18 protein-coding genes and 1 pseudogene are annotated in these 19753 nt (G+C 70.5%); 13 read left to right on the top strand and 6 right to left on the bottom strand.

The features are described 5' to 3' along the window. Positions 1-246 precede the first annotated feature (246 nt). Both ACFXI4_RS05870 and ACFXI4_RS05865 read left to right on the top strand, forming a co-directional pair. Positions 247-1074 carry a Bax inhibitor-1/YccA family protein gene (locus ACFXI4_RS05870; protein ID WP_384988470.1) on the top strand — a complete coding sequence of 276 codons (828 nt, stop codon included), beginning with the start codon at positions 247-249 and terminating at the stop codon, positions 1072-1074. A 72-nt stretch (positions 1075-1146) separates the two neighbouring features. Continuing rightward, a complete protein-coding gene (locus ACFXI4_RS05865) occupies positions 1147-1791 on the top strand; it encodes a DsbA family oxidoreductase (protein ID WP_384988468.1) in 645 nt (214 codons plus the stop codon). Positions 1792-1809: 18 nt separating this feature from the next. On the opposite strand, the pseudogene ACFXI4_RS05860 reads toward ACFXI4_RS05865, so the two are convergent. Then, positions 1810-3092 (bottom strand): annotated as a pseudogene (locus ACFXI4_RS05860) (MFS transporter). Positions 3093-3482: 390 nt separating this feature from the next. Between ACFXI4_RS05860 and ACFXI4_RS05855 the strand changes: the two are divergent. After that, positions 3483-4232, top strand: a complete 750-nt coding sequence (locus ACFXI4_RS05855) for a lysophospholipid acyltransferase family protein (protein WP_384988466.1) — start codon at positions 3483-3485, stop codon at positions 4230-4232. 126 nt (positions 4233-4358) lie between these two features. On the opposite strand, the gene ACFXI4_RS05850 is transcribed toward ACFXI4_RS05855, so the two are convergent. Then, positions 4359-4919, bottom strand: a complete 561-nt coding sequence (locus tag ACFXI4_RS05850) for an NADPH-dependent FMN reductase (protein ID WP_384988465.1) — start codon at positions 4917-4919, stop codon at positions 4359-4361. Between the two features lie 209 nt (positions 4920-5128). Next, complete coding sequence (locus ACFXI4_RS05845; RefSeq protein WP_384988463.1) at positions 5129-5431, bottom strand: hypothetical protein; 303 nt, start codon at positions 5429-5431, stop codon at positions 5129-5131. A 571-nt stretch (positions 5432-6002) separates the two neighbouring features. Between ACFXI4_RS05845 and ACFXI4_RS05840 the strand changes: the two genes are divergently transcribed. The 6 genes from ACFXI4_RS05840 (at position 6003) to ACFXI4_RS05815 (ending at position 12549) form a co-directional block, all read left to right on the top strand. Further along, entirely contained in the window at positions 6003-7070 is a 1068-nt protein-coding gene (locus ACFXI4_RS05840; RefSeq protein WP_384988462.1) for an alpha/beta fold hydrolase, read from the top strand. 347 nt (positions 7071-7417) lie between these two features. Then, complete coding sequence (locus ACFXI4_RS05835; RefSeq protein ID WP_384988461.1) at positions 7418-7984, top strand: RNA polymerase sigma factor; 567 nt, start codon at positions 7418-7420, stop codon at positions 7982-7984. Continuing rightward, positions 7981-9213 (top strand): CU044_5270 family protein, encoded by a 1233-nt coding sequence (locus ACFXI4_RS05830; protein WP_384988459.1) that lies wholly within the window; start codon positions 7981-7983, stop codon positions 9211-9213. The genes ACFXI4_RS05835 and ACFXI4_RS05830 overlap by 4 nt, the downstream gene beginning before the upstream one ends. A 299-nt stretch (positions 9214-9512) precedes the next feature. Further along, complete coding sequence (locus ACFXI4_RS05825) at positions 9513-10313, top strand: L,D-transpeptidase family protein (protein WP_384988458.1); 801 nt, start codon at positions 9513-9515, stop codon at positions 10311-10313. 26 nt (positions 10314-10339) lie between these two features. Next, positions 10340-10531: a hypothetical protein gene (locus ACFXI4_RS05820; RefSeq protein ID WP_384988456.1), complete on the top strand. Its 192-nt coding sequence runs from the start codon at positions 10340-10342 to the stop codon at positions 10529-10531. A 1079-nt stretch (positions 10532-11610) separates the two neighbouring features. After that, entirely contained in the window at positions 11611-12549 is a 939-nt protein-coding gene (locus ACFXI4_RS05815) for an SDR family NAD(P)-dependent oxidoreductase (protein ID WP_384988455.1), read from the top strand. Positions 12550-12559: 10 nt separating this feature from the next. Here ACFXI4_RS05815 and ACFXI4_RS05810 read toward each other — a convergent pair whose 3' ends face one another. Continuing rightward, the gene (locus ACFXI4_RS05810; RefSeq protein WP_384988454.1) at positions 12560-13450 is read right to left on the bottom strand and encodes a helix-turn-helix transcriptional regulator; all 891 of its coding nucleotides are present in this window, start codon (positions 13448-13450) and stop codon (positions 12560-12562) included. A gap of 178 nt (positions 13451-13628) precedes the next feature. Between ACFXI4_RS05810 and ACFXI4_RS05805 the strand changes: the two genes are divergently transcribed. From ACFXI4_RS05805 to lexA, 3 genes are all read left to right on the top strand, one after another. After that, entirely contained in the window at positions 13629-14417 is a 789-nt protein-coding gene (locus tag ACFXI4_RS05805) for an SDR family oxidoreductase (RefSeq protein WP_384988453.1), read from the top strand. 80 nt (positions 14418-14497) lie between these two features. Further along, a complete protein-coding gene (locus tag ACFXI4_RS05800; protein ID WP_384988451.1) occupies positions 14498-14632 on the top strand; it encodes a hypothetical protein in 135 nt (44 codons plus the stop codon). Positions 14633-15128: 496 nt separating this feature from the next. Further along, positions 15129-15800, top strand: a complete 672-nt coding sequence (gene lexA, locus ACFXI4_RS05795; RefSeq protein WP_384988450.1) for a transcriptional repressor LexA — start codon at positions 15129-15131, stop codon at positions 15798-15800. 55 nt (positions 15801-15855) lie between these two features. On the opposite strand, the gene ACFXI4_RS05790 is transcribed toward lexA, so the two are convergent. After that, positions 15856-16899 (bottom strand): ABC transporter permease, encoded by a 1044-nt coding sequence (locus ACFXI4_RS05790; protein ID WP_384988448.1) that lies wholly within the window; start codon positions 16897-16899, stop codon positions 15856-15858. A gap of 87 nt (positions 16900-16986) precedes the next feature. Continuing rightward, positions 16987-19137: a SpoIIE family protein phosphatase gene (locus ACFXI4_RS05785; RefSeq protein WP_384988447.1), complete on the bottom strand. Its 2151-nt coding sequence runs from the start codon at positions 19135-19137 to the stop codon at positions 16987-16989. A 267-nt stretch (positions 19138-19404) separates the two neighbouring features. Between ACFXI4_RS05785 and ACFXI4_RS05780 the strand changes: the two genes are divergently transcribed. Further along, a complete protein-coding gene (locus ACFXI4_RS05780) occupies positions 19405-19713 on the top strand; it encodes a thiamine pyrophosphate-binding protein (protein ID WP_384988445.1) in 309 nt (102 codons plus the stop codon). The last annotated feature ends 40 nt before the right edge of the window (positions 19714-19753 follow it).

The following is a 19753-nucleotide window of genomic DNA, read 5'->3' as shown; positions in this document are numbered from 1 at the left end:
CGCCGGCATCTGAAGTGAACCCCGGGGGCGGCCGCACACGTCTCCTCTGCGACGGTGCCGCACCTCCCGCGTCGTCCCCGGGCCACTCGGGGCAGGGGAGGATCGGTCCGCTGCCGGGAGCGGCTTCGAACCGGCCGTTCGTCATCGTGCCCGAGGCGGAAAACGGATCCGCCGAGGTGCCGGACGTGGGGTTCCACCGTCGGAAGGTCCGCGTTGAACAGCACCGGCCCAGTGCTCTTGAGCCGTGTGTTCGAGCGCCAGGGAGGCCGCAAGACGGCGGCCGGGCCCCAGCAGGCCGAGGCCGTCGTCGTACGGTACGGGATCTGCGGCCGCCAGGACGGCGGCTGCGGTGGCCGGCCGGGATCGGTGCCCTTGCCGGAACTCGTCGCCGACCTGATGACCCTGAACGGCGTCGTCGCGCGCACCGGCGCGGCGTTCGCGCTGACGGCTCTCATGGCCGTGCTGTCCTGGACGGTGCCACCTGTTCCGCCCACGAGCCTGGGCCGGTCCTATGGCATCGCGGGCGGCGCGGGCTCGGTCGTAAGCCTCCTGGTCCTGGTCCAGTGCCGCAGAGCCGTCCCGTCGCGTGCCCTGACCCTGACGCCTGCGGTGGCCCTGGGCGTTCTTCTCGGAGTGCTGTCCAACACGGTGTCGGCGCGCGCCTCCACCGGTGTGTTCGTCCAGTTCGTCCTGGGCACGATGACCGCGTTCGCCGGTGTGCTGCCGGCCTACGCGCTGCGGTGGATACGGGTGGCCCGGCGGCGGTACGGCTTCCTCTGCGCGGCAGCCACGGCGCTGCTGCTGCCGACCGTGGCCGACGTGCTGCTCTCCCCGTCCCTGGGTGCCGAGGGGCTGGGATTCCACAACGTGGCCGGAGGTGTCCTCGCCGGGGTCGCGGGCGTCGCGGTGGCGGTGCCTTCGCTCGCACTGCATTTCGGCCGGATCGAGGACGGGCTCAACCGCGGAGCCCCCCGGCGGCAGGCGTGGGCGGCGGCCCTGGGCCTGATGACGCTGGCGTGGCTCTACGTGGAGACCGTGCTGGTGATCTCCTTCGCTCCGGCGCGCGAGCTCTGACCGGCGGTCATCTTGGTAGACGTCCGGTCGTCTATTATGTATCAGCCGTCCGTCCGATGAAAGAGGTTGCACATGCGCGTGGAGATCTGGGCCGACATCGCCTGCCCCTGGTGTTACGTCGCCAAGGCTCGCTTCGACGAAGGCCTCGCGGCCTTCCCCCACCGGGAGCAGGTGGAGGTCGTCCACCGGTCGTTCGAACTGAATCCCCGGGCGGAGAACGGCAGTGTGCCGATCATCGACGCGGTCGCGGCACAGTACGGGCGCACCCGTGAGCAGCAGGTCGAGAGGGAGCAGCAGGCCGCGGCCATGGCACACGCGGTGGGCCTCGGTTTCCGGATCGGCGGGCGTGTCTTCGGGAACACCTTCGACCTGCACCGGCTCATACATTTCGCCAAGTCCAAGGGCCTGCAGGCCGAGTTGCTGGATCTCGCCTTCAAGGCGAACTTCGCGGAAGAGCGCTCGGTGTACGACCGGCGGACGCAGCTCGGTCTCGCGGTGGAGGCCGGCCTGGACGAGGAAGAGGCGCGCGCGGTGCTCGACGATCCGGCCGCGTTCGCCGAGGACGTCCGGGCCGACGAGCGGGCGGCGGCCGACCTGGGCGTCACCGGGGTGCCCTTCTTCGTGCTGAACCGGCGGTACGGCGTGAACGGTGCGCAGTCGTCGGAGACGTTCACCCGGGCGCTCGAACAGGCCTGGCAGGACCGAGCAGCCGCATAGGGCTCCGATACGGCCGTCTCACCGGCCGGCCGTCCCCCGGCCGCGGTCGGCCGCCCCCGGCGACAGGCTGAGCGCGGCAGCCACCAGGACGAGGAAGGCGGCCGTCAGGAGGCTGGTCCGCAATCCCTCGTAGAAGCTGCTCGCGTGCGTGACCAGGGCACCGAAGGCGGCGATGGCCAGGGCGCCGCCCAGTTGCCGGGAGGTGTTCAGCACACCGCTCGCCGTGCCCGCACGGTCGGCCGGGACCCGGTCGAGCGGCACGGCGGTCACCGAGGGCAGGGTGAGCGAGCCCCCGCCGCCGACCGGAACCACCGGTGCCTCCAGCGCCCACACGGGCAGGGTGGCCGGGCCAAGAGCCAGCACCAGCAGCCCCGTCGACATGACGAGCAGCCCGGTGACGATGGGGACACGCGGCCCGGACCGCACCGCGAGCCATGCCGAAACCCGGCTGATGAACGCCGTCAGCACGGTCATGGGTACGAAGGCCAGGCCTGCGGCCAGAGAGGACAGCCCCCGGTCCCGCTGCAGGTGGAGACCGAACAGGAAGATCATGCCGTAGAAGGCTGAGTTGACGGCGAAGCCCGCGGTGGCGGCCACGCTCATGGTGCGCGAGCGCAGCGACGTGGGCGGCACCATGGGGTGCGCGCCGGGAGTCTGCGCCACGACGCTCCCCCGCCGGCGCGGCCAAGACGAAAGCGGCGGGCACGCGCGCGCTGTCGAAACCGGTGGCACCGGCCTCGACGGCACCGTAGGTCAGGGCACCCGTCGCGACCACGGCCGCGAAATTGCCGGCCCAGCCGAAGGGCACCGCACGACGGGGACAGGGACCGTGCGGGCGGGCAGCGCCAGCGCCGCCAGCCCCACCGGAATGTTGACGAAAAAGATCATCCGCCAGCTCACCTGGCTGAGCAGCCCGCCCGCCACCGGACCGGCGGCCGCCCCCGACGAACCGGCCATCGCCCAGACCGAGACCGCCCGGGTCCGGCGGAACGCGTCCCGGTCAGTGCCAGCGAGGCCGGCACGATCACCGTGGCTCCCGCCCCCTGGATCAGCCGGGCGGAGACCAGCACCGCGAGACCCGGCCTCAGGCCACAGAGCGCAGACACGGCGATGAACACGGCCAGCCCCGCGCCGAACGCCCGGCGTGCTCCGACCTTGTCGGCCACCGATCCGGCCGACAGCAACAGCGCGGCGAACAGCAGGGTGTCACCGTCCACCGCCCACTGCAGACCGCTCACGCCGCCGAGCCCACGACCGACGGCCGGGAGAGCGACGTGGACGATCAGAGCGTCGATGGTCATGACGAACGTGTCCAGCAGTGCGGCCGCCACGGCTGCTCGTGAGCTTCCCGCGGCGGCGGGGGACCCGTCCGGAGTCACAGCGGATGTGACCGGGCTTGATGTCGGTGCAGAGGTCTCCTGGCTGTCGAAGCGATCATCGCGCGCCCAGTCCGTGCGGGTGATCGTCCGGTCGGCAGGCCGTGCCGTGCAGGAGAGCACCAGGACCCCTCACGCACTCTCCCAAATATTGCACAATCAAGTATATTGACCGGCGAAACGGCCGCGGACCGGTGGGACGTCCTGCCGGGGCCACCCGGATCGCCGCGCACCGAAGGACGCCGGGAGGAGGCGCCCGGAATGCGCCGCGAGGGCTGCCGCAAGGACAGCCGCAAGCACAAAGGAGGACCCGGGGTGCCGGGCAAGAATCACAATCCCTACGACGTCTGGTACCGCCTGGCGGCCGCCATCGTGAGACCGGTGCTGTTCGTGCTCGTCAGGCGCCGGTGGCGCGGGCACGAACACATGCCCGCCGAGGGCGGGTTCGTCACCGCCGTGAACCACATCTCCTATCTCGACCCGCTCACCTATGGCTACTTCCAGTACAGCAGCGGACGCCCGCCCCGGCTGCTGGCGAAGGCCTCCCTGTTCCGCATCCCCTTCGTCGGCATGATGCTGCGCAGGACCGGGCAGATCCCGGTCCACCGAGGGACCGCCGACGCGGCGACGGCGCTGCGGGCGGCGGTGGACGCCGTGAACAGGGGGGAGTGCGTGGCCGTCTACCCCGAGGGCACCGTCACCAGGGACCCGGAGATGTGGCCGATGGCCGCCAAGACAGGTGCCGCACGCATAGCGTTGACGACGGGCGCGCCCGTCATCCCGGTTGCGCAGTGGGGCGCCCACCGGATCGTGCCGCCCTACGCGCGCGGCGGCCGTGGCGACCGGCGGGTCCGGCTGATACCTCGGCAGCCCGTGCACGTGGTCGCCGGACCGCCCGTCGACCTGAGCCGGCACGCCGGCAAGCCCCTCACCCCGGACGTGCTCAAGGAAGCCACCGAGGACATCATGCGCGCCATCACGGTTCTCCTCGCGGAGATACGTGACGAGGAACCCCCCGCGGCCCCCCGCACGGTGAGCCGTACGGCACCCGAGCGGACACGGTGATCTCCCGGCCGGCCGGTACGGCATCGGCCGTACACCTCACTGAGTAGGTCCGGACACGCGACGGCGAGGGCGATCACGCTGCCCTCGCCGTCGGTCGGACCCCGGCCGGCCGCGTGCCGGCCCGGTTCAGCTGGCGCGAAGCGGAGCCAGGGCCTTGGACCACGCCACGACCTGGTCCAGGGTCGTCGCCAGCGTGTCGCGCTGGTTGTCGGCCGGCTTGAAGGCGGTGAAGTTCTCGAAGTCGGTGAACAGGGAGAGGGCCACGTGAGCGCGCACGTCGGCCATCTGCATCTCGCCCGCGATGCCACGGAGGTGCTCGACGGCCCGGGCGCCGCCGACCGAGCCGTAGCTGACGAAGCCCACGGCCTTGTTGTTCCACTCGGCGTAGATGAAGTCGATGGCGTTCTTGAGCGCCCCCGGCACCGAGCGGTTGTACTCGCCGGTGACGATGACGAAGCCGTCGAGGGAGGCGATCTTCGCGGCCCAGGCCTGGGTGTGCGGCTGGGTGTAGTTTCCGAAGGACGCCGGGTAGGCCTCGTCGAGAAGCGGCAGCTTGTAGTCCAGCAGGTCGACGATCTCGAACTCCGCGTCGGTGCGCTGGGAGGCGATGTCGTACACCCAGCGGGCGACGGCCTCGGCGTTGCGGCCGGGCCTGGTGCTGCCGACGATGATTCCGATCTTGGTCATTTCTTGATCCTTCGTATGAGGAGCGATGGCGTGGAGACACGCCCGCTGCGGCAGGAATGTGCCGGTGAAGTCCACATGATATGTGCTTGACGCGTCAAGTAATAGTCATGAGTGGCCGAACACGTGAGTTCGTGCTGTGACTCACATCGCCTCTGTTCAGCGCCGGCCGGTGCGGGAGGATGCGCGCGAGTCGCGGCCGGTTGCGCCGATCAGCTCAACCCCGGCCGATCCGGGCCGTCCTTGACGGCGCTGTGGTCGTCGGCGCGGGAGGCCTGCGAGGTGCTGAGCATGTCGAGGAGCACCATGGCGTCGTGGTCGGGGGTGGTGGGGTCGGCGTAGTACGCGACGAGGCGGTGGCCGGAAGTGTCAGTGCACTGAGTACGCCTCCGTCGAACGGCAGGGCGGCGAAGTTCGCCCGATCGTTCCTGGACCGATGGTCCGAGCGGCAGTTGAGCGACGTGGCGGCCGACACCGACGTGCCGGCTACCGCCATTTCGGTCCTGCACGGACACACCCACGGTCTCCGTCTGAAGTCGGTGTCCTTCGGTCAGGTGACCGCCGTGGGCCCGTCGTCGGTGACCCGGGGCGCGACCAAGGTCACTTTCGACGACACCGCCCGGGCGGCGGGCGGTACGTGGACCTGCCCGAGTGCGGTGGCTGACGGGGAACTGGCCCGTGGACGGAGTCCGCGGTGGTCGCACACTTTATGAATCACTTACTTGACCAGTGATGAATGTAACTCTGCTCGACGGGGCGGACATGTTCGCGGAAGGTCATGGCCGCCCGGCGCCCCGGCGGGGGCGAACCCGGCATCGCAGGTCTTCCGTACCTGATGAAGGTGGAGATGGGGCATCGTGGAGCCTGGGGATGTCATGGCGTCATCCTCCCGCTTCCCGGCGTCGAGATGGCCGTTGGGTGATGTGTCACGTAGCGCACGAGAGTGCTCGTCACTTGTTTGACTGGTGATGCACGTCGTGAGAGAGTCACGCTCACCCGCACCGCAGCACCCGCCCCCGTGGGCCTGCTGAGAGCGCCGACAGGCCGGCGCATGTGCCCCGCATCCGTATGACGGAGGGTTTTCCCATGATCGACAGGCGTACCTTCAACAAGGCCCTCGGTATCGGTACCGGCGCGGCCGCGGTTTCGATGGCGGGGTTCCAGCTCGACGCGAGTGCGGCACCCGGGCGCCATGGCCGGGGTGGTACGCCGGCGCCGACGGTGCCTGCCGTGACATCGGGTACGCACACGTCGTTCGCCCGGCTGAAGCAGGTCAGGGCGGGCCTGCTGGACGTCGGCTATGCCGAGGACGGCCCGAGGCGCGGGCCGGTCGTCATCTGCCTGCACGGCTGGCCCTACGACATCCACAGTTACGTCGACGTCGCTCCGCTGCTGGCCGCGCAGGGCTACCGGGTCATCGTGCCGTTCCTGCGGGGGCACGGCACGACGACGTTCCTGTCCTCGCGGACGGTCCGTAACGCGCAGCAGTCGGCCGTGGCCCTGGACATCATCGCCCTGATGGACGCCCTGAAGATCGACAAGGCTCTGCTGGCCGGTTTCGACTGGGGCTCGCGCACCGCGGACGTCATCGCGGCGCTGTGGCCCGAGCGGGTGCAGGGGCTGGTGTCCGTGAGCGGATATCTCGTCACCAACGTCGCGGCGCAGCAGAAGCCGCTGGCGCCGAAGGCCGAGTACTCCTGGTGGTACCAGTACTACTTCGCCACCGAGCGTGGCCGACTGGCCATGCAGGACAAGACCGACCGGCACGATCTGTGCCGCCTCGTGTGGGACACCGTCTCCCCGACGTGGGACTTCGACGACGCCACCTTCGAGCGAACGGCCGCCGCGTTCGAGAACCCCGACTACGCGGCCATCGTGATCCACAACTACCGCTGGCGGCTGGGTCTCGCGGAGGGTGAGCGCCGCTACGACCGCTACGAGAGGGTCCTCGCCACCCGCCCCGTGATCACCGTGCCCACCATCACGCTCGACCCGGAGCGCGATCCCTTCACCGCCCCCGGCGACGGCGCCTCCTACCGTGACCGGTTCTCCGGCAAGTACGCCCACCGCACTCTCACCGGTATAGGCCACAACCTCCCGCAGGAAGCACCCACCGCCTTCGCTCAGGCCGTCGTGGACGTCGACCACTTCTGAGGCGCCGCCGGACGGAGGGAACGACGTCCCTGCGGTTACACCCGATGTCGAGGTGGTGCAGCGGTCATCGGCATCAGATGCCCTCTTCGGCGGGTCCGCCACCCCTGTGGTGGCGGACCCGCCCGTCTTTGTCATGGGCCGGACACGGATACGCGGCAGCCACGTGATCGACCGGGCAGGTCCTGGTCACACCTCGCGGATGTGCACGAGCGCTGACGCGGGACACGGCAGCAGATCGCCCGGTGGCATGACGTAGGTCACAGCCCCGGGTTTTGGCGTTCTCCCGTGTAAGAAACGGGCCGCTTCCCGCATTGCTTGGTGAGAGAGCCGAGACGAAGGGAGGGCGCGTGACACCTGTTGAGCGCTTTCGGGGTGTCTACGAGGAGTGTTATCCGCGTGTCCTCGCCTATGCCACGAGCCTGGTCGGACGTGAGGTGGGGGAGGACATCACCAGTGAGACGTTCACGGTCGCCTGGCGGCGGATGCGCGACATGCCTCACCCGGCGCTGCCGTGGCTGCTCGGCGTGGCCCGCAACCTGGTGCGCGAACTGCGCCGCCGGGACGCGCACCAGTACCTCCTCGCCACCGAGGAAGCACAGCGCATCAGCAGCGGGGCCGAGGCCCACGTCAGTGACATCGCGGCGGTGGTCACCGACCGGCACATCGCGCTGCAGGCACTCGCGAGCCTGCCGGAGGCCGACCGGGAGCTGCTGACACTGCTCGCCTGGCACGGTCTGAGCGCCAAGGAGGCCGCCCGGGTTCTGGGCTGCACCACCGCGACGCTGACCGTCCGCCTGTACCGGGCCCGCCGCCGTCTGGAAAAGGCCCTGGAGACGGGGCAGGCATCAGAGGCGGCGTCGGCGGCTTCCTCGGAGACCGCGTTTCCCACCCACCACCAAGGAGCCCCCGCATGAAGAACACCACCAAGCGGTCCCAGCGGCCCGACGTCATCAAGGTGCTCGCGGAGGCGCGGCCCGACGACCTGAATCCGGCCCTGCTGGCGGACTCGGCGCGGCAGCGGCGGGACTTCGCGCGCATCGTCACCGAGTCGACGGACATCCACGCGGCGAACCACGCCGAAACGCGCCGCAGGAGCGGCTTCCGCCCGCTGGGCGCGGTGGCCTTGACCGCCGTGGCGGCATGCGCGGTGGTGACCGTGGGCGCGATCGACTGGCGGGGGTCGGCCGACCGGCCGGCCGCACAGGCGCGATCGTCGGCCCCGTCGCAGACGCCCGGCCCCGGGGCGGACATCCGCGTCGACGGCCACATCGAACTGCTCAGCGCGGCCACGCACGCGGAATCGTCGCCCGCCGAGGGGACGTACTGGCAGACCACCACGCAGTCGCGGCACGTGGACGTCGCCGATGCGAACGGGCAGCTCATCGCCGTGAGCAGCACAGGGACCGCTCACTGGTCGGTCGGCGTGCGGCCCGGAACGAAGAGCCTGTTGGTCTCCGGGGAGAACTCCGTGACCGAGCCCATGACGGCGGCGGACAGGGATCGCTGGAAGGCCGCCGGCTCGCCCCACACGGTGGTGGCCGAGGTCGGGATCAAGTCCGGTACCGCCAAGATCGCCTACACCGTCGGATCCGGGCACCCGACCCTCATGCGGACGAGCGTCGACGACAAGATCTACGCCGTGGGCCCGAACAACGTCTCCTACCAGGACCTGCGCGCACTGCCCGCCACCACCGCCGGACTGCGCCGTTACCTGGAAGCGCTGTACGCACAGGACAACGGCGCCGACGGCGGCACGTCGGGCCGCAGTTCCTGGATGCTGCGCCAGGCGGCCAACCTCATCACGATGCCCGTGAAGCCCGGCGTCCGGGCGGCGGCCTACCGTGTGATGGCCGGCCTGCCCGGGGTCCGGGTGGTCGGGCACGTCACCGACCCGCTGGGCCGTGAAGGTGTCGGAGTCGAGTTCCCCGACGCCTACCCGACACCGCTCGGGACCACCAGGGAGCGGCTGGTCGTCGACCCGTCCACCGGCTCGATGCTCAGCGACCAGACGCTGCTGCTCGAACCCTCCGCCCGGGCCGAGAAGGCAGGTCTCAAGGCCGGCACGACGGTCAGCAACGAGGCGACGACCCGGATGGGCTGGGGCGAGCAGCAGATCACCGTGCCGAAGAACGCCCGCAGCTGAGCCGGAACCGGACCGAACAGCGCTAACAGGAGTACGCCGTGGGCAGGCCGGCCCGCCCACGGCGCATCCCGCACCACTGACGCGCGGACCGGCCGCCTGCGCGACGCGGCTGATCTGCGGCGGCACAGCCATGCCCCCGGCCGGTCCCCTGTCCCGCGATGCACGGTCTCGGCGCGGCCGCGGGCGGCCCGGAGCGCCGTGCGCACCGCGCCGAGTCAGCCGGGCCGTCCGGCTGCCGAACCCACGCCGCGGCCGAGAGCCTGCGGCTCGTTCCCGTCCTCTTGAGGAAGCCCGTACCCATGCACCTGCCCAAAACGTCCCTCTCGGTGACCGCAGCGGTCATCGCCTCCACGCTGGGTATCGCCGCGTATCAGTACCTACCTGATGAAAGCCCAGGCCCGGACTCCGGCAGGGCCGCGGTCGCCCAGGACACCGCCGGAGGCGCCGCGGCCGAGCTCTCGGTGTCCGCTCCCGCCACACCGCGGGAGACGGTCCAGTCGCGGCCGGAGTTCCCCGCCCGGCTACCCGGACTCGGCCCCAAGACGTCGGCGCAAGTCCCGCCGAGCGCCCGGCAGGTCCTTCTCGTCACGGGAGCGGGGAAGGCCTCGGCGTCCGCGAAGGCCGTTCTCTGGCAGCGTGTCGACGGCGGCTGGCGTCCCGGGGCGGTGTGGGCCGCGCACAACGGCTACAAGGGCTGGACCGACGAACACCACGCGGGTGACCTGCACAGCCCCATAGGGGTGTTCGGTCTCACCGATGCCGGCGGCCTCCTCGCCGACCCCGGCGGCGAACTGCCGTATCACCAGTCGGGCGCCTTCTACACCAACGACGTCGGCCTGGAGGGCGAGTCGCTCCAGGGAGTCTTCGACTACGTCATCGCCATCAACTACAACCGCCTGCCCGGTACATCACCGATGGACGGCACCAAGCCCCTGGGCGAGAACCGGGGCGGGGGCATATGGATCCACGTCGACCACGGCGGCCCCACACACGCCTGCGTCAGCATCTCCAAGGCGCACATGAAGGAGCTGCTGCGCACGCTGGATCCCGCCGATCACCCCGTCGTGGTCATGGGCGACGCGGCATCCCTAGCACGATGACGGTCCCCGGGTCCCCCGGAGCAAGCGTGTCCTCAGGTTCCCGCCCCACCGTGATCGCCTATGCGGCAGCCGGCGTGCCGGTCGTCGACGCCTGCACGGTCCCGGCCTCCGGTACCGCGTCCTCCGCGCCGGGGACAGCGCATTCCGAGCAGCCGGCCGCAACCGCCTTCCGGCTCACCACCGGCGCCGCCGACGGCGAGTGGCACCCCGGCGCGTAATGCCATCGAACAGGTCGCGTCAATGGCCTGTCGGGCCGCCACCTGCCCGCTCCAGACGACCGATCTCACAATGCCTCCGCAGTGCAGGCGCGCACGTGGGGGGACGCCGTGTAGGGCATTGCCCGGGAGCGGCAGGGCACGGGCAAGCCGTCCGGCGAAGCCGTGGGCGGCTGGCGGCGGGCGGTGCGCGCGTCTTCCGCCTACCCGCACCGGCAGCGGTCGGAGGTGGTCGTGCGCTGGAGGGAGAGCCGCGAGGGTAAGGGCGGATCCGCCGGTTCTGGGCACTGTTGCACGGCCTGACCGGGGCGGACGACGCGCAGTGTCCGTATGGCGGTGACACCGCCGGCAGACTGCGGGAACGGAACCCGCGGCGCTGTCCGGAGTTGATGAGTCTCATCGGCCCCCGGATGCTTCTCATCGGTGAGGCTCCCGGTTACCGCGGTCATGACGCGACAGGACTTCCGTTCAGGAGCGTGGCCCCTCTGCGGGCCAGGCCCGGCTGATCACAGGTGCCCGGTAGGGGGAAGGTTTCGAAGTTCCGACGGATCCCCTGCCCGGTCGGAGGTTTCCTCGGCCCTGGTGCGGCGTGCTGTGGCAGCGCCGCGCGGGCCGGTGCCGATGTTCTGGCCGGTGTACCCGAACCATCCGCTCGAGCCGGGCCGGCCCGGCACCAACCGCCCACCACGGGCCGCTGAGGTCGCGCGGCGGACACCCATCGCTCTCGCCCCGATGGCGGCCTTCCGGATCGAGGTGACCGTGGCGGTCGGTCGCAAGGCTCAGGGTGCACTCGCCCGCAACAGGGTGGAAGCGATCCCGATACGTCGTCCAGCGCAGGGAGCTGCCCGCAGCTTCGCCGCTCAGGTACCGGAGGGCGGTGGAAGACCCGTCGTGCCGGGGTGGTGAGTGCTGCGTCACCCCTCCTTGCAACCGGAACCGGCTCCGTTTATGGTCGACACGTAAGCGGAACCGACTCCGGTTATGGCTCGATCCCGGGCGGGCGTTCTGGCTCCGCCCACTCTCATGGAAGTGGTGCACACCGGCCCCGCCGGGCTGCGTCCACCGGAAACAGGGAAGAACGCATGACTCAGATCACCACACCCTTCGGCGCACAGTCGACCGCGGCAGATGTCATCGCCGGCATGGACCTCACCGGCCGGCGGGCCGTCGTGACCGGCGCCACCGGCGGCCTGGGCCGGGAGACCGCCCGCGCGCTGGCCTCGGCAGGCGCCGAGGTGACCGTGGCGGGACGGACCCTGAAGGCTGCCACCGACATCGCACAGGACATCGTTGCCGAGACCGGCAACCCCCTGACGCGGGCCGGGCACCTGGACCTCGCCGATCCGGCATCGGTCGCCGCCTTCGCCGCCGAGTGGCGCGGACCGCTCCACATCCTGGTGAACAACGCCGGGATCATGGCCACACCCGAGCGACACACCCCTGCCGGCCGGGAGCTGCAGTTCGCCACCAACCACCTCGGCCACTTCGCCCTAGCCGTGGGCCTGCACGACGCTCTCACGGCGGCCGGCGACGCCCGTGTGGTCGTCGTCAGCTCGGTCGGGCACGTCAACGGCCCGGTCCGCTTCGACGACTTCGACTTCACCCGAGAGCCGTACGACCCGTGGTTGGCGTACGCGCAGTCCAAGACGGCGAACGTCCTGTTCGCCGTGGAGGCGGCGAAGCGCTGGGCCGCCGACGGCATCGTCGTCAACGCGCTGAATCCGGGGCGCATCTGGGAGACCGGCCTCGGCCGCCACATGGACACGCCACCTGCCTCCTTCGACCCGTCGGGCGCGTCCGGTGTCACCGAGAAGAACATCGCCCAGGGTGCCGCGACGTCGGTGCTGCTGGCGGCCTCCGACCTGGTCGAGGGAGTCACGGGCCGCTACTTCGAGGACTGCCAGGAAGCCGGCCCCCACGCACCGGGCGTGCGCCGAGGCGTCGCCGCCCACGCCGTCGACCCCGACAACGCCCGCAGGCTCTGGGACCTGTCGGTGCGACTGACCGCCGGCGGTCAGTAGCGCCGGACGGTCACTTTCCGGGAGCAGCCGCTGCGCCGGAGCCTGCCGGCCGGTGGTCGGGTTCCGCCCCTGTTGCGTTCCAGCTGCTCAGGATGCGCAGGGACTCGGCTGTGGCGGAGCCCGGCTCGGGCATGTGGACGCACAGCGTCTGGTTCTCGTCGCCCGGGAGTTGCATGGACTCGTAGGAGAAGTGCAGGTCGCCGACGAGAGGATGCCGGTAGTCCATCGCACCGTGGGTGCGGCGCAGCACACGATGGTCGTTCCACCACGTGCTGAACTCTGTTGAATTGAGGGTGAGTTCGCCGATCAGGTCGGCCAGTCGGCGGTCTCCCGGGCAGCGGCCCGCCTCCATGCGCAGCATGGCCACCGTTTCGCACGCCACGCGCTCCCAGTCGACGGTGCGCTCGCGGGCCTGCGGGTCGAGCAGGTAGTAGCGGGCGAGGTTCCGGCGCAGGACAGGCAGCGATTCGAAGTCGGTGAGGATGGCGCGGGCCAAGCGGTTGGAAGCCAGGACGTCGGTGCGCCGTCCGATGATGTACGCGGGTACGTGTTCCAGGGTCTGCAGCATCAGGTGCAGCCCCTGACGGACCCGCTGCGGGTTCACCGGTGCCCGCCGCCCGCCCGGGCGGGCCAGGAGATCGGTGAGGTACTCGTGCTCGGCGGCATCCAGGCGCAGCGCACGTGCCAGAGCGTCGATGACCTCGGGGGAGGGGTGGGCGGCGCGTCCCTGCTCGAGCCGGGTGTAGTACTCGGTGCTGACGCCCGCGAGGCGTGCGGCCTCCTCACGGCGCAGCCCCGGCACGCGGCGGGATCGTCCGTCGGCCGGCAGCCCCGCCACCTCGGGGGTGATCCGCGCGCGCCTGGTGCGGAGGAAGCCGGCGATCTCGCTGTTGCGGTCCATACGTCCAGTCTGGCCGTCGCTCATACGGTCCGCCTCCGCGCTGGGTGGCCCCGTCAGTACCTGTCAGGGCAGGGCCATCTCCGAGCCTTCCGGGCCGGTCGCACGGTGGTGTGCTTGATGCCAGAGGGGCCCCGACGGACATCGCGGCCCACATCGAACCACCGGAAGGTGTCACCTCATGACCACCGAGATTCCCGCACCGGCCTCCACCGAGCCGTTGGACGGCCGGGTGGCGGTCATCACCGGCGCTTCCAGTGGTATCGGCGAGGCGTCGGCCGAGCACCTGGCGGCACTGGGCGCGAAGGTCGCCGTGCTGGCGCGGCGCGCGGACCGGCTCGACGAGCTGGCCGCCCGGATCGCCAAGAACGGCGGCACCGCCGCGGCGATCGCCGTCGACGTGACCGACGCCGCCGCGGTCCAGGCCGCCGCCGACCGCGTGGAGGCCGAACTGGGCGCCGCGGACCTCCTCCTCAACAACGCCGGCGTCATGCTGCCCGCGCCCGTCGAGGAGCTGCGCGCCGACCAGTGGCAGCGCCAGATCGACCTGAACATCTCCGGGCTGATGAACGTCATCGGCGCCTTCACACCGCAGCTCGTGCGGGCCGCCGGCGAACGCGGTCTGGCCGACCTGATCAACACCTCGTCGAGCGCCGCGCAGAACCTCTACCCGACGTTCGCCGTCTACGCCGGCACCAAGGCGTTCGTCTCGCACCTGTCGAAACACCTCCGGGTCGAGCTGGGTCCCAAGAAGGTGCGCGTCTGCGCGATCGAGCCCGGGATCGTGGGCACGGAACTCCAGGACCATGTCACGGACGCCGGTGCCAATGCGTGGCTGGAGGGTTCGAAGGACACCGTCGACTGGCTCAGGTCCGACGACATCGCGCAGATCGTCGGCTTCATCGCCTCCCGTCCGCTGAGGGTCAACCTCCCGCAGGTCTTCATCATGCCGACGGCCCAGGCCAGCTGATCCCCGGCCACCGGCGCAAGGCCGTCGACGCCCCCGGCGACCGGCCGGGACCACCCCTTTGGGGACATGGGGTGTCAGCGATGCGAGCGGCTCTTGTGCCGGGTGCCGGTGACGTCCGCGTCGAAGGCGTCCCCGACTCCGTCGTCAAGTACCCGACCGACGCTCTCGTCCGGATCACCGCATCCTGCGTCTGCGGCACCCGCCTGTGGCCGTAGGCCTCGATGAAACCGGAGGACGGTCCTGCCCGGATGGGCCGCGGGTTCACCGGCATCGTCGAGGAAGCCGGTTCGGAGGTCAGGGCCGCTGTCGAGCGGCCCGCGAGGTCACCGGTGGCCATGGCGCACACGTGGTCGTGGAGGCCGTCGGCACCGAGCCCGCCTACCCCCAGGCCCTGGGCACCGTCCGGCCGGGCGGGTCATCAGCCGGGTCGGCCCACGCAGTACGAGGAGGCCCTCATCGGATCAGCCGGCCTCTTCCGCCACGGCATCCGCCTGGCCGGCGGTCCCTCGCCGGCCCGCACCTGCATCGAGCACCTGATGCCCGACATCCCCGACGGCACGATCGAGCCCGGAAAGGTCTTCGGCGTCGCCACCGGCCTCGACGGCGTCCCGGCCGGCGCAGCCATCCACCCTGCGAGTCGAACCAACGTTCCCTTTATGGGAGCCGCGGGTTAAAGTCACGTTCTGTGGATCTTGTACGGAGGTGCCCGGCATGAACAACAGCACGCCCTCGCGCCGAGGCCGGCCCCCCGGCCCTCGGGCCGCCGAAGGGGAGCTGACGGACCGGCAGGCGGCCATCGTCGGCTATATCGAGCAGACGGTGGCCCGGCAGGGCTACCCGCCATCGATGCGGGAGATCGGCCAGGCCGTTCAGCTCGCCAGCACGTCCTCCGTCGCCCACCAGCTGATGACGCTGGAGAACAAGGGCGTCATCTACCGCGACCCGCACACCCCGAGGGCCTACCGGGTCCGCCCCTCGTGGGCCCCCGACCTCAGCACCAGAGCCGACGCGGCCGTCGAGGTCCCGCTCGTCGGAACCATTGCCGCCGGCATCCCGCTGCTCGCGGACGAGGTGGTCGAGGACGTGTACACGCTGCCCCGGCAGATCGTCGGCGACGGTGAGGTCTTCGCCCTGACGGTGTCCGGCGACTCCATGATCGACGCCGCCATCTGCGACGGCGACATCGTCACCGTCAAGCGGCAGGACAGCGCAGACCACGGCGACATCGTCGCCGCGCTCCTGGGCGACGAGGCAACGGTGAAAGTCCTCCGTCGGCACGACGGCCAGGTGTGGCTCATGCCCCGCAACTCGGCGTACGACCCGATCCCCGGTGACGACGCGCGGATCCTCGGCAAGGTCGTCGGCGTCCTGCGCGTGCTGTGAGCACCGGACGGGGACGGCGGTATCGCCCGGCGGCACGTGCTGATCACGAGTGTGGTCAAGGCCGTGCTTCGCGGTACTCGACCAAGCAGAAGACGAATGTTGCCACCAGCCCCCAGCCGGTGAGGACCAGGAACGGCAGGCTGTGGAGGTGGCCGGGAAAGTACACATCGGTATGGATCGCACCGATCGCGGCACCCGACGGGAGCCACGGTCCGACGAGACGCAGGAACGGGGGCAGCAGGGGCCAGGAGACCGCGCCGCCTGACGCTGGATTGCCGATCAGCACGATGATCGCCCATGTGGGCAGGATCGCCCAGCGTCCGATCAGGACGAAGAACATGAGGAACAGTGTGCTCGCGACGTACATCGCCAGCGCCAGGGTCGGCCACACCTGAAGGAACGGCAACGACAGGGCACCGAGCAGCCAGCCCACGGCAGCCGCGATGGCGAAGGCGCCCAGCAGGCAGTACGCGCAGATGAAACCGATCCGCGAGGCGGGGCGCAGCGCGCTCGCGTGCACGGTGAGCTGGATGGCGCCCACGAACCCCACGACCACGGATGCCAGCGTGACGTAGAAGATCGCCAGGCCTCTGGGATCGCCCTTCTGGCTCGGCTTGATGTCGCGGATCACGACGTCCACGCCGACGGCCCTGCCGACTTTCGGCCCCGTGGTCTCCAGCAGTTCGGCGACAGAGGCGCCGGAAGCGGACGAGACGTCCATCACGACGGCCCTGCCCGGCTGCTCATCGAAGACCGCGAAGACCGTCTGCTCGTCGACGGCGTTCCTCGCCTGCGCGTACGTGGCGAAACGGTGGGGGACGAACGACATGTCCAGCGCCTCGTCCATGCCGGCCAGGAACACTCCGCGGTCCGCGTCCTCCGTGCCGACCACCGCGATCGGCACGTCGTGCGGGTAGGGGTTGGCGAATGCGTAGGTGTAGGACCAGGCGAAGACACCGGCGGCCGCGGAGACGAGAAGCACGATCACCGAAGCGGGCAGAACGGGTGACCGTCGCAGGGCGTCCCGGAATCCTGGGCCCAGGAGAGGCCGTCGGGCCGCCGCGTCGTTCGCACGGCCCCGTGCGCTCCGCTCCACCATGCCGACGACGCTAGGCCGCCCCTTCTTGACGTGCCACGTGGAATGCCCCACTTGGCGGCCGGACGGAAGACGGGCGGGCGACACCGTTCAGGGCGGCGGGCCCGCGGACAGCCGAGCCCAGACCGTCTTTCCGTCGGGGCTGTAGCGGGTGCCCCAGTTGTCGGCGAGGGTGGCGACGATGAAGAGGCCGCGTCCGTCCTCGTCGACGGTGCGGGCGTGCTTGAGGTGCGGGGCACATGGCGTGCCGTCGTGGACCTCGCAGGTCAGGTGGCGGTCCAGGACGAGGCGCAGCTCGAGCGGTGGGTCTCCGTAGCGCACCGCGTTCCCCACCAGTTCGCTGACGACGATCTCGGCGGTGAAGGCCTCCTCCTCCTCGATGTTCCATGCGGCGAGCTGGCGTCGGGCCGCGGCGCGCGCGAGCGGGGCGGCCTCGTTGCCGGGGGGCAGGGAAAGGACCACGACCCGGTCGGCGGGGAACGCTCTGATGCGGGCCAGCAGCAGGAGCTTCTCCGTTTCGTCACGGCCTCGCAGCGCGTATGCGACGGTGTCGCACACGTCGTCCAGGGAGTCCTCGGCTCCTGCGGCGAGCAGTGGCACCACGTGGCCGTTCGGTATCAGCAGGTTCTCGTTGCAGAGAGCGAGGGTGCTGCCCCCGGGCAGCTCGACCGTGATGGCGGGGAACGGGGCGTGGCCGTGGCCGGCGAGCACCGGGCCCTCCGGAACGGGAATCGCGGCCGCTGTGCCGTCCGGGTGGACCACGCAGGGGTCCGACAGGCCCGCACGCACGATCGTGCAGTGTTGTTCGACCGCGTCGTACACCGCGATCAGGCACCCGGCGGTGAGCGGCTCGGTCTGGAGACTGTCGCCGGGCGGCAGCGCCGCACGTTCACCCGCCAGGCGGGCGGCGGTGTCGCTGAGCTGGGCCATCAGTTCGTCCGGTTCCAGGTCGAGCGCGGCCAAGGAGTGGATGACGGTCCGCAGCTGCCCCATGGTGGTGGCGGTGGCGACGCCCCGGCCGGCGACGTCTCCCAGGACCAGGGCGGTCCGGGCGCCGGAGAGCTCGATGACATCGAACCAGGCACCGCCTCCGCCGGGTCCGGGCAGGTGCAGACGCGCGATGTCGACCGCCGAGGTGGCGGCGGGCCGTTGCGGCAGCAGCCGGCGTTTCAGAGTGGCGGCTATCGTGCTTTCGCGCGTGAACCGGCGGGCGTTGTCGATGGACAGCGCGGCGTGGGCGCACACGTCGGCGGTCAGATCGAGGTCCTCTTCCTCGAACGGCTCCTCGCTGCCGCTCCGGTAGAAGCTGACGATCCCCATGGCCCGGCCACGAAGGGCGAGCGGAGCGACGATCAGGGAATGAGCCTCCGACCGCGCGATCGAGGCCGCCCGGGCCGGGTCGGCGGTCAGCCAGAGAGCATCGGGTGTCACCTCGACGCGCCTCGGGCGCAGGTCGGTCAGTACCCGTGAGAACGGCGTGGCATCGGGCAGTCGGCTCACCTCGCCCACGGGATGAGCCGAGACCACCCCCCGGAACGCGGCGCGCAGCAGCTGTACGGCCCCGTCGACCGGCGCCAGCGGCGGATCCTCACCTCGTACGACCCCGTCGATCACCTCCACCACGGCGATGCCGCAGAATCCAGGCACGACCGCACCGGTCAGGGCCCGGCAGACGGCGATGACGTCGAGCTGTTCATCCACGCGGTCGCGTACCGCTTGCAGGATCGTCAGGCGCTGCGTGGCCCGTACCCGGTCGGAGACGTCGAGGGCCAGGACGACGAGTCCCGCTGCGTCGTGGTGCAGGTTCTCCATCCGGATGTACGAGAGGGAGTAGTGCCTGGTCCTAGGATCACCGGGCAGGCGCGCCCGCACGACGTGGTCCAGCACCGGCTTGCCGGTGCTGAGAACACCCCGCGCGACCTTCTCCTCCGCGGCGGGCGCGGCAAGTCCGTAGACGTCGCGGAACGCTCCACCGATCACGGAAACCGGATATGACGGTTTCCGCGCGCAGACACCGCTGACCTGGACGATGCGCAGTTCGGCATCCAGAACGTGGAAGATCATCGGCGAGCAGGCCGAGAGTGCCTCCACGATGGCGGAGGTCCAGCGGCACTCGACGCTGATCACGCTCGCCACGAGCTCACCGATGTGTCTTCCGACGGCCTCCTGCGCAGACCACCCGAAGACCTTCTCTGCCGAGACGGACCACCCGATCACCCGTCCGTCCGGCGCAACCTGCATGAATGATCCGTCACCGGGCACGGCACACACCTCCAGGGCGGTCACTGTCCCGAAGCCACACCGAACGGCCATCCAGTCATTTGACGTTTTTCACCCTATAGCGCTCTTCGGGGTGCGGTCTCGGCGTCCCGGAACCGCACGGGTCGCCAGGACCGTGCGCGGGGGCAGGAGCGGGACACATGCTCCCGACAGGTGGAATCTGCCCGCGTTCGGCACTGGTCCCGGGGTCGGAGAAGCGATCAGCCTCGTGCATCCGAAGGGCTTGTTGTGACTACTGTCAGTGACGACTTCCATGGCGTTCTCCGTCACCACGGCGTGAAGGCGGTGTTCGGAAACCCCGGGTCGGACGAGCTCTCCTTCCTCACCGGCCTTCCGGACGACATCCCGTACTGCCTGGTGCTGCCGGAGGGCGCCGCGATCGCCATCGCCGACGGTTTCGCCCAGGCGTCGGGCACGATCGGACTCCTCGATCTGCACGCGGCCTCCGGTACCGGCAACGCCATGGGCTGTATGACCAACACGGCGGACTGTCACACGCCCATGGTCGTCATGGCGGGTCAGCAGGCGCGGCGGTAGGTGCCGGTCGGCGCGATGCTCACCAACGTCGGCCCGGTCG

Source organism: Streptomyces sp. NPDC059224 (assembly GCF_042754285.1).
In the GTDB taxonomy this organism is placed as follows: domain Bacteria; phylum Actinomycetota; class Actinomycetes; order Streptomycetales; family Streptomycetaceae; genus Streptomyces.
This window is presented reverse-complemented; position numbering and strand designations above follow the sequence as displayed.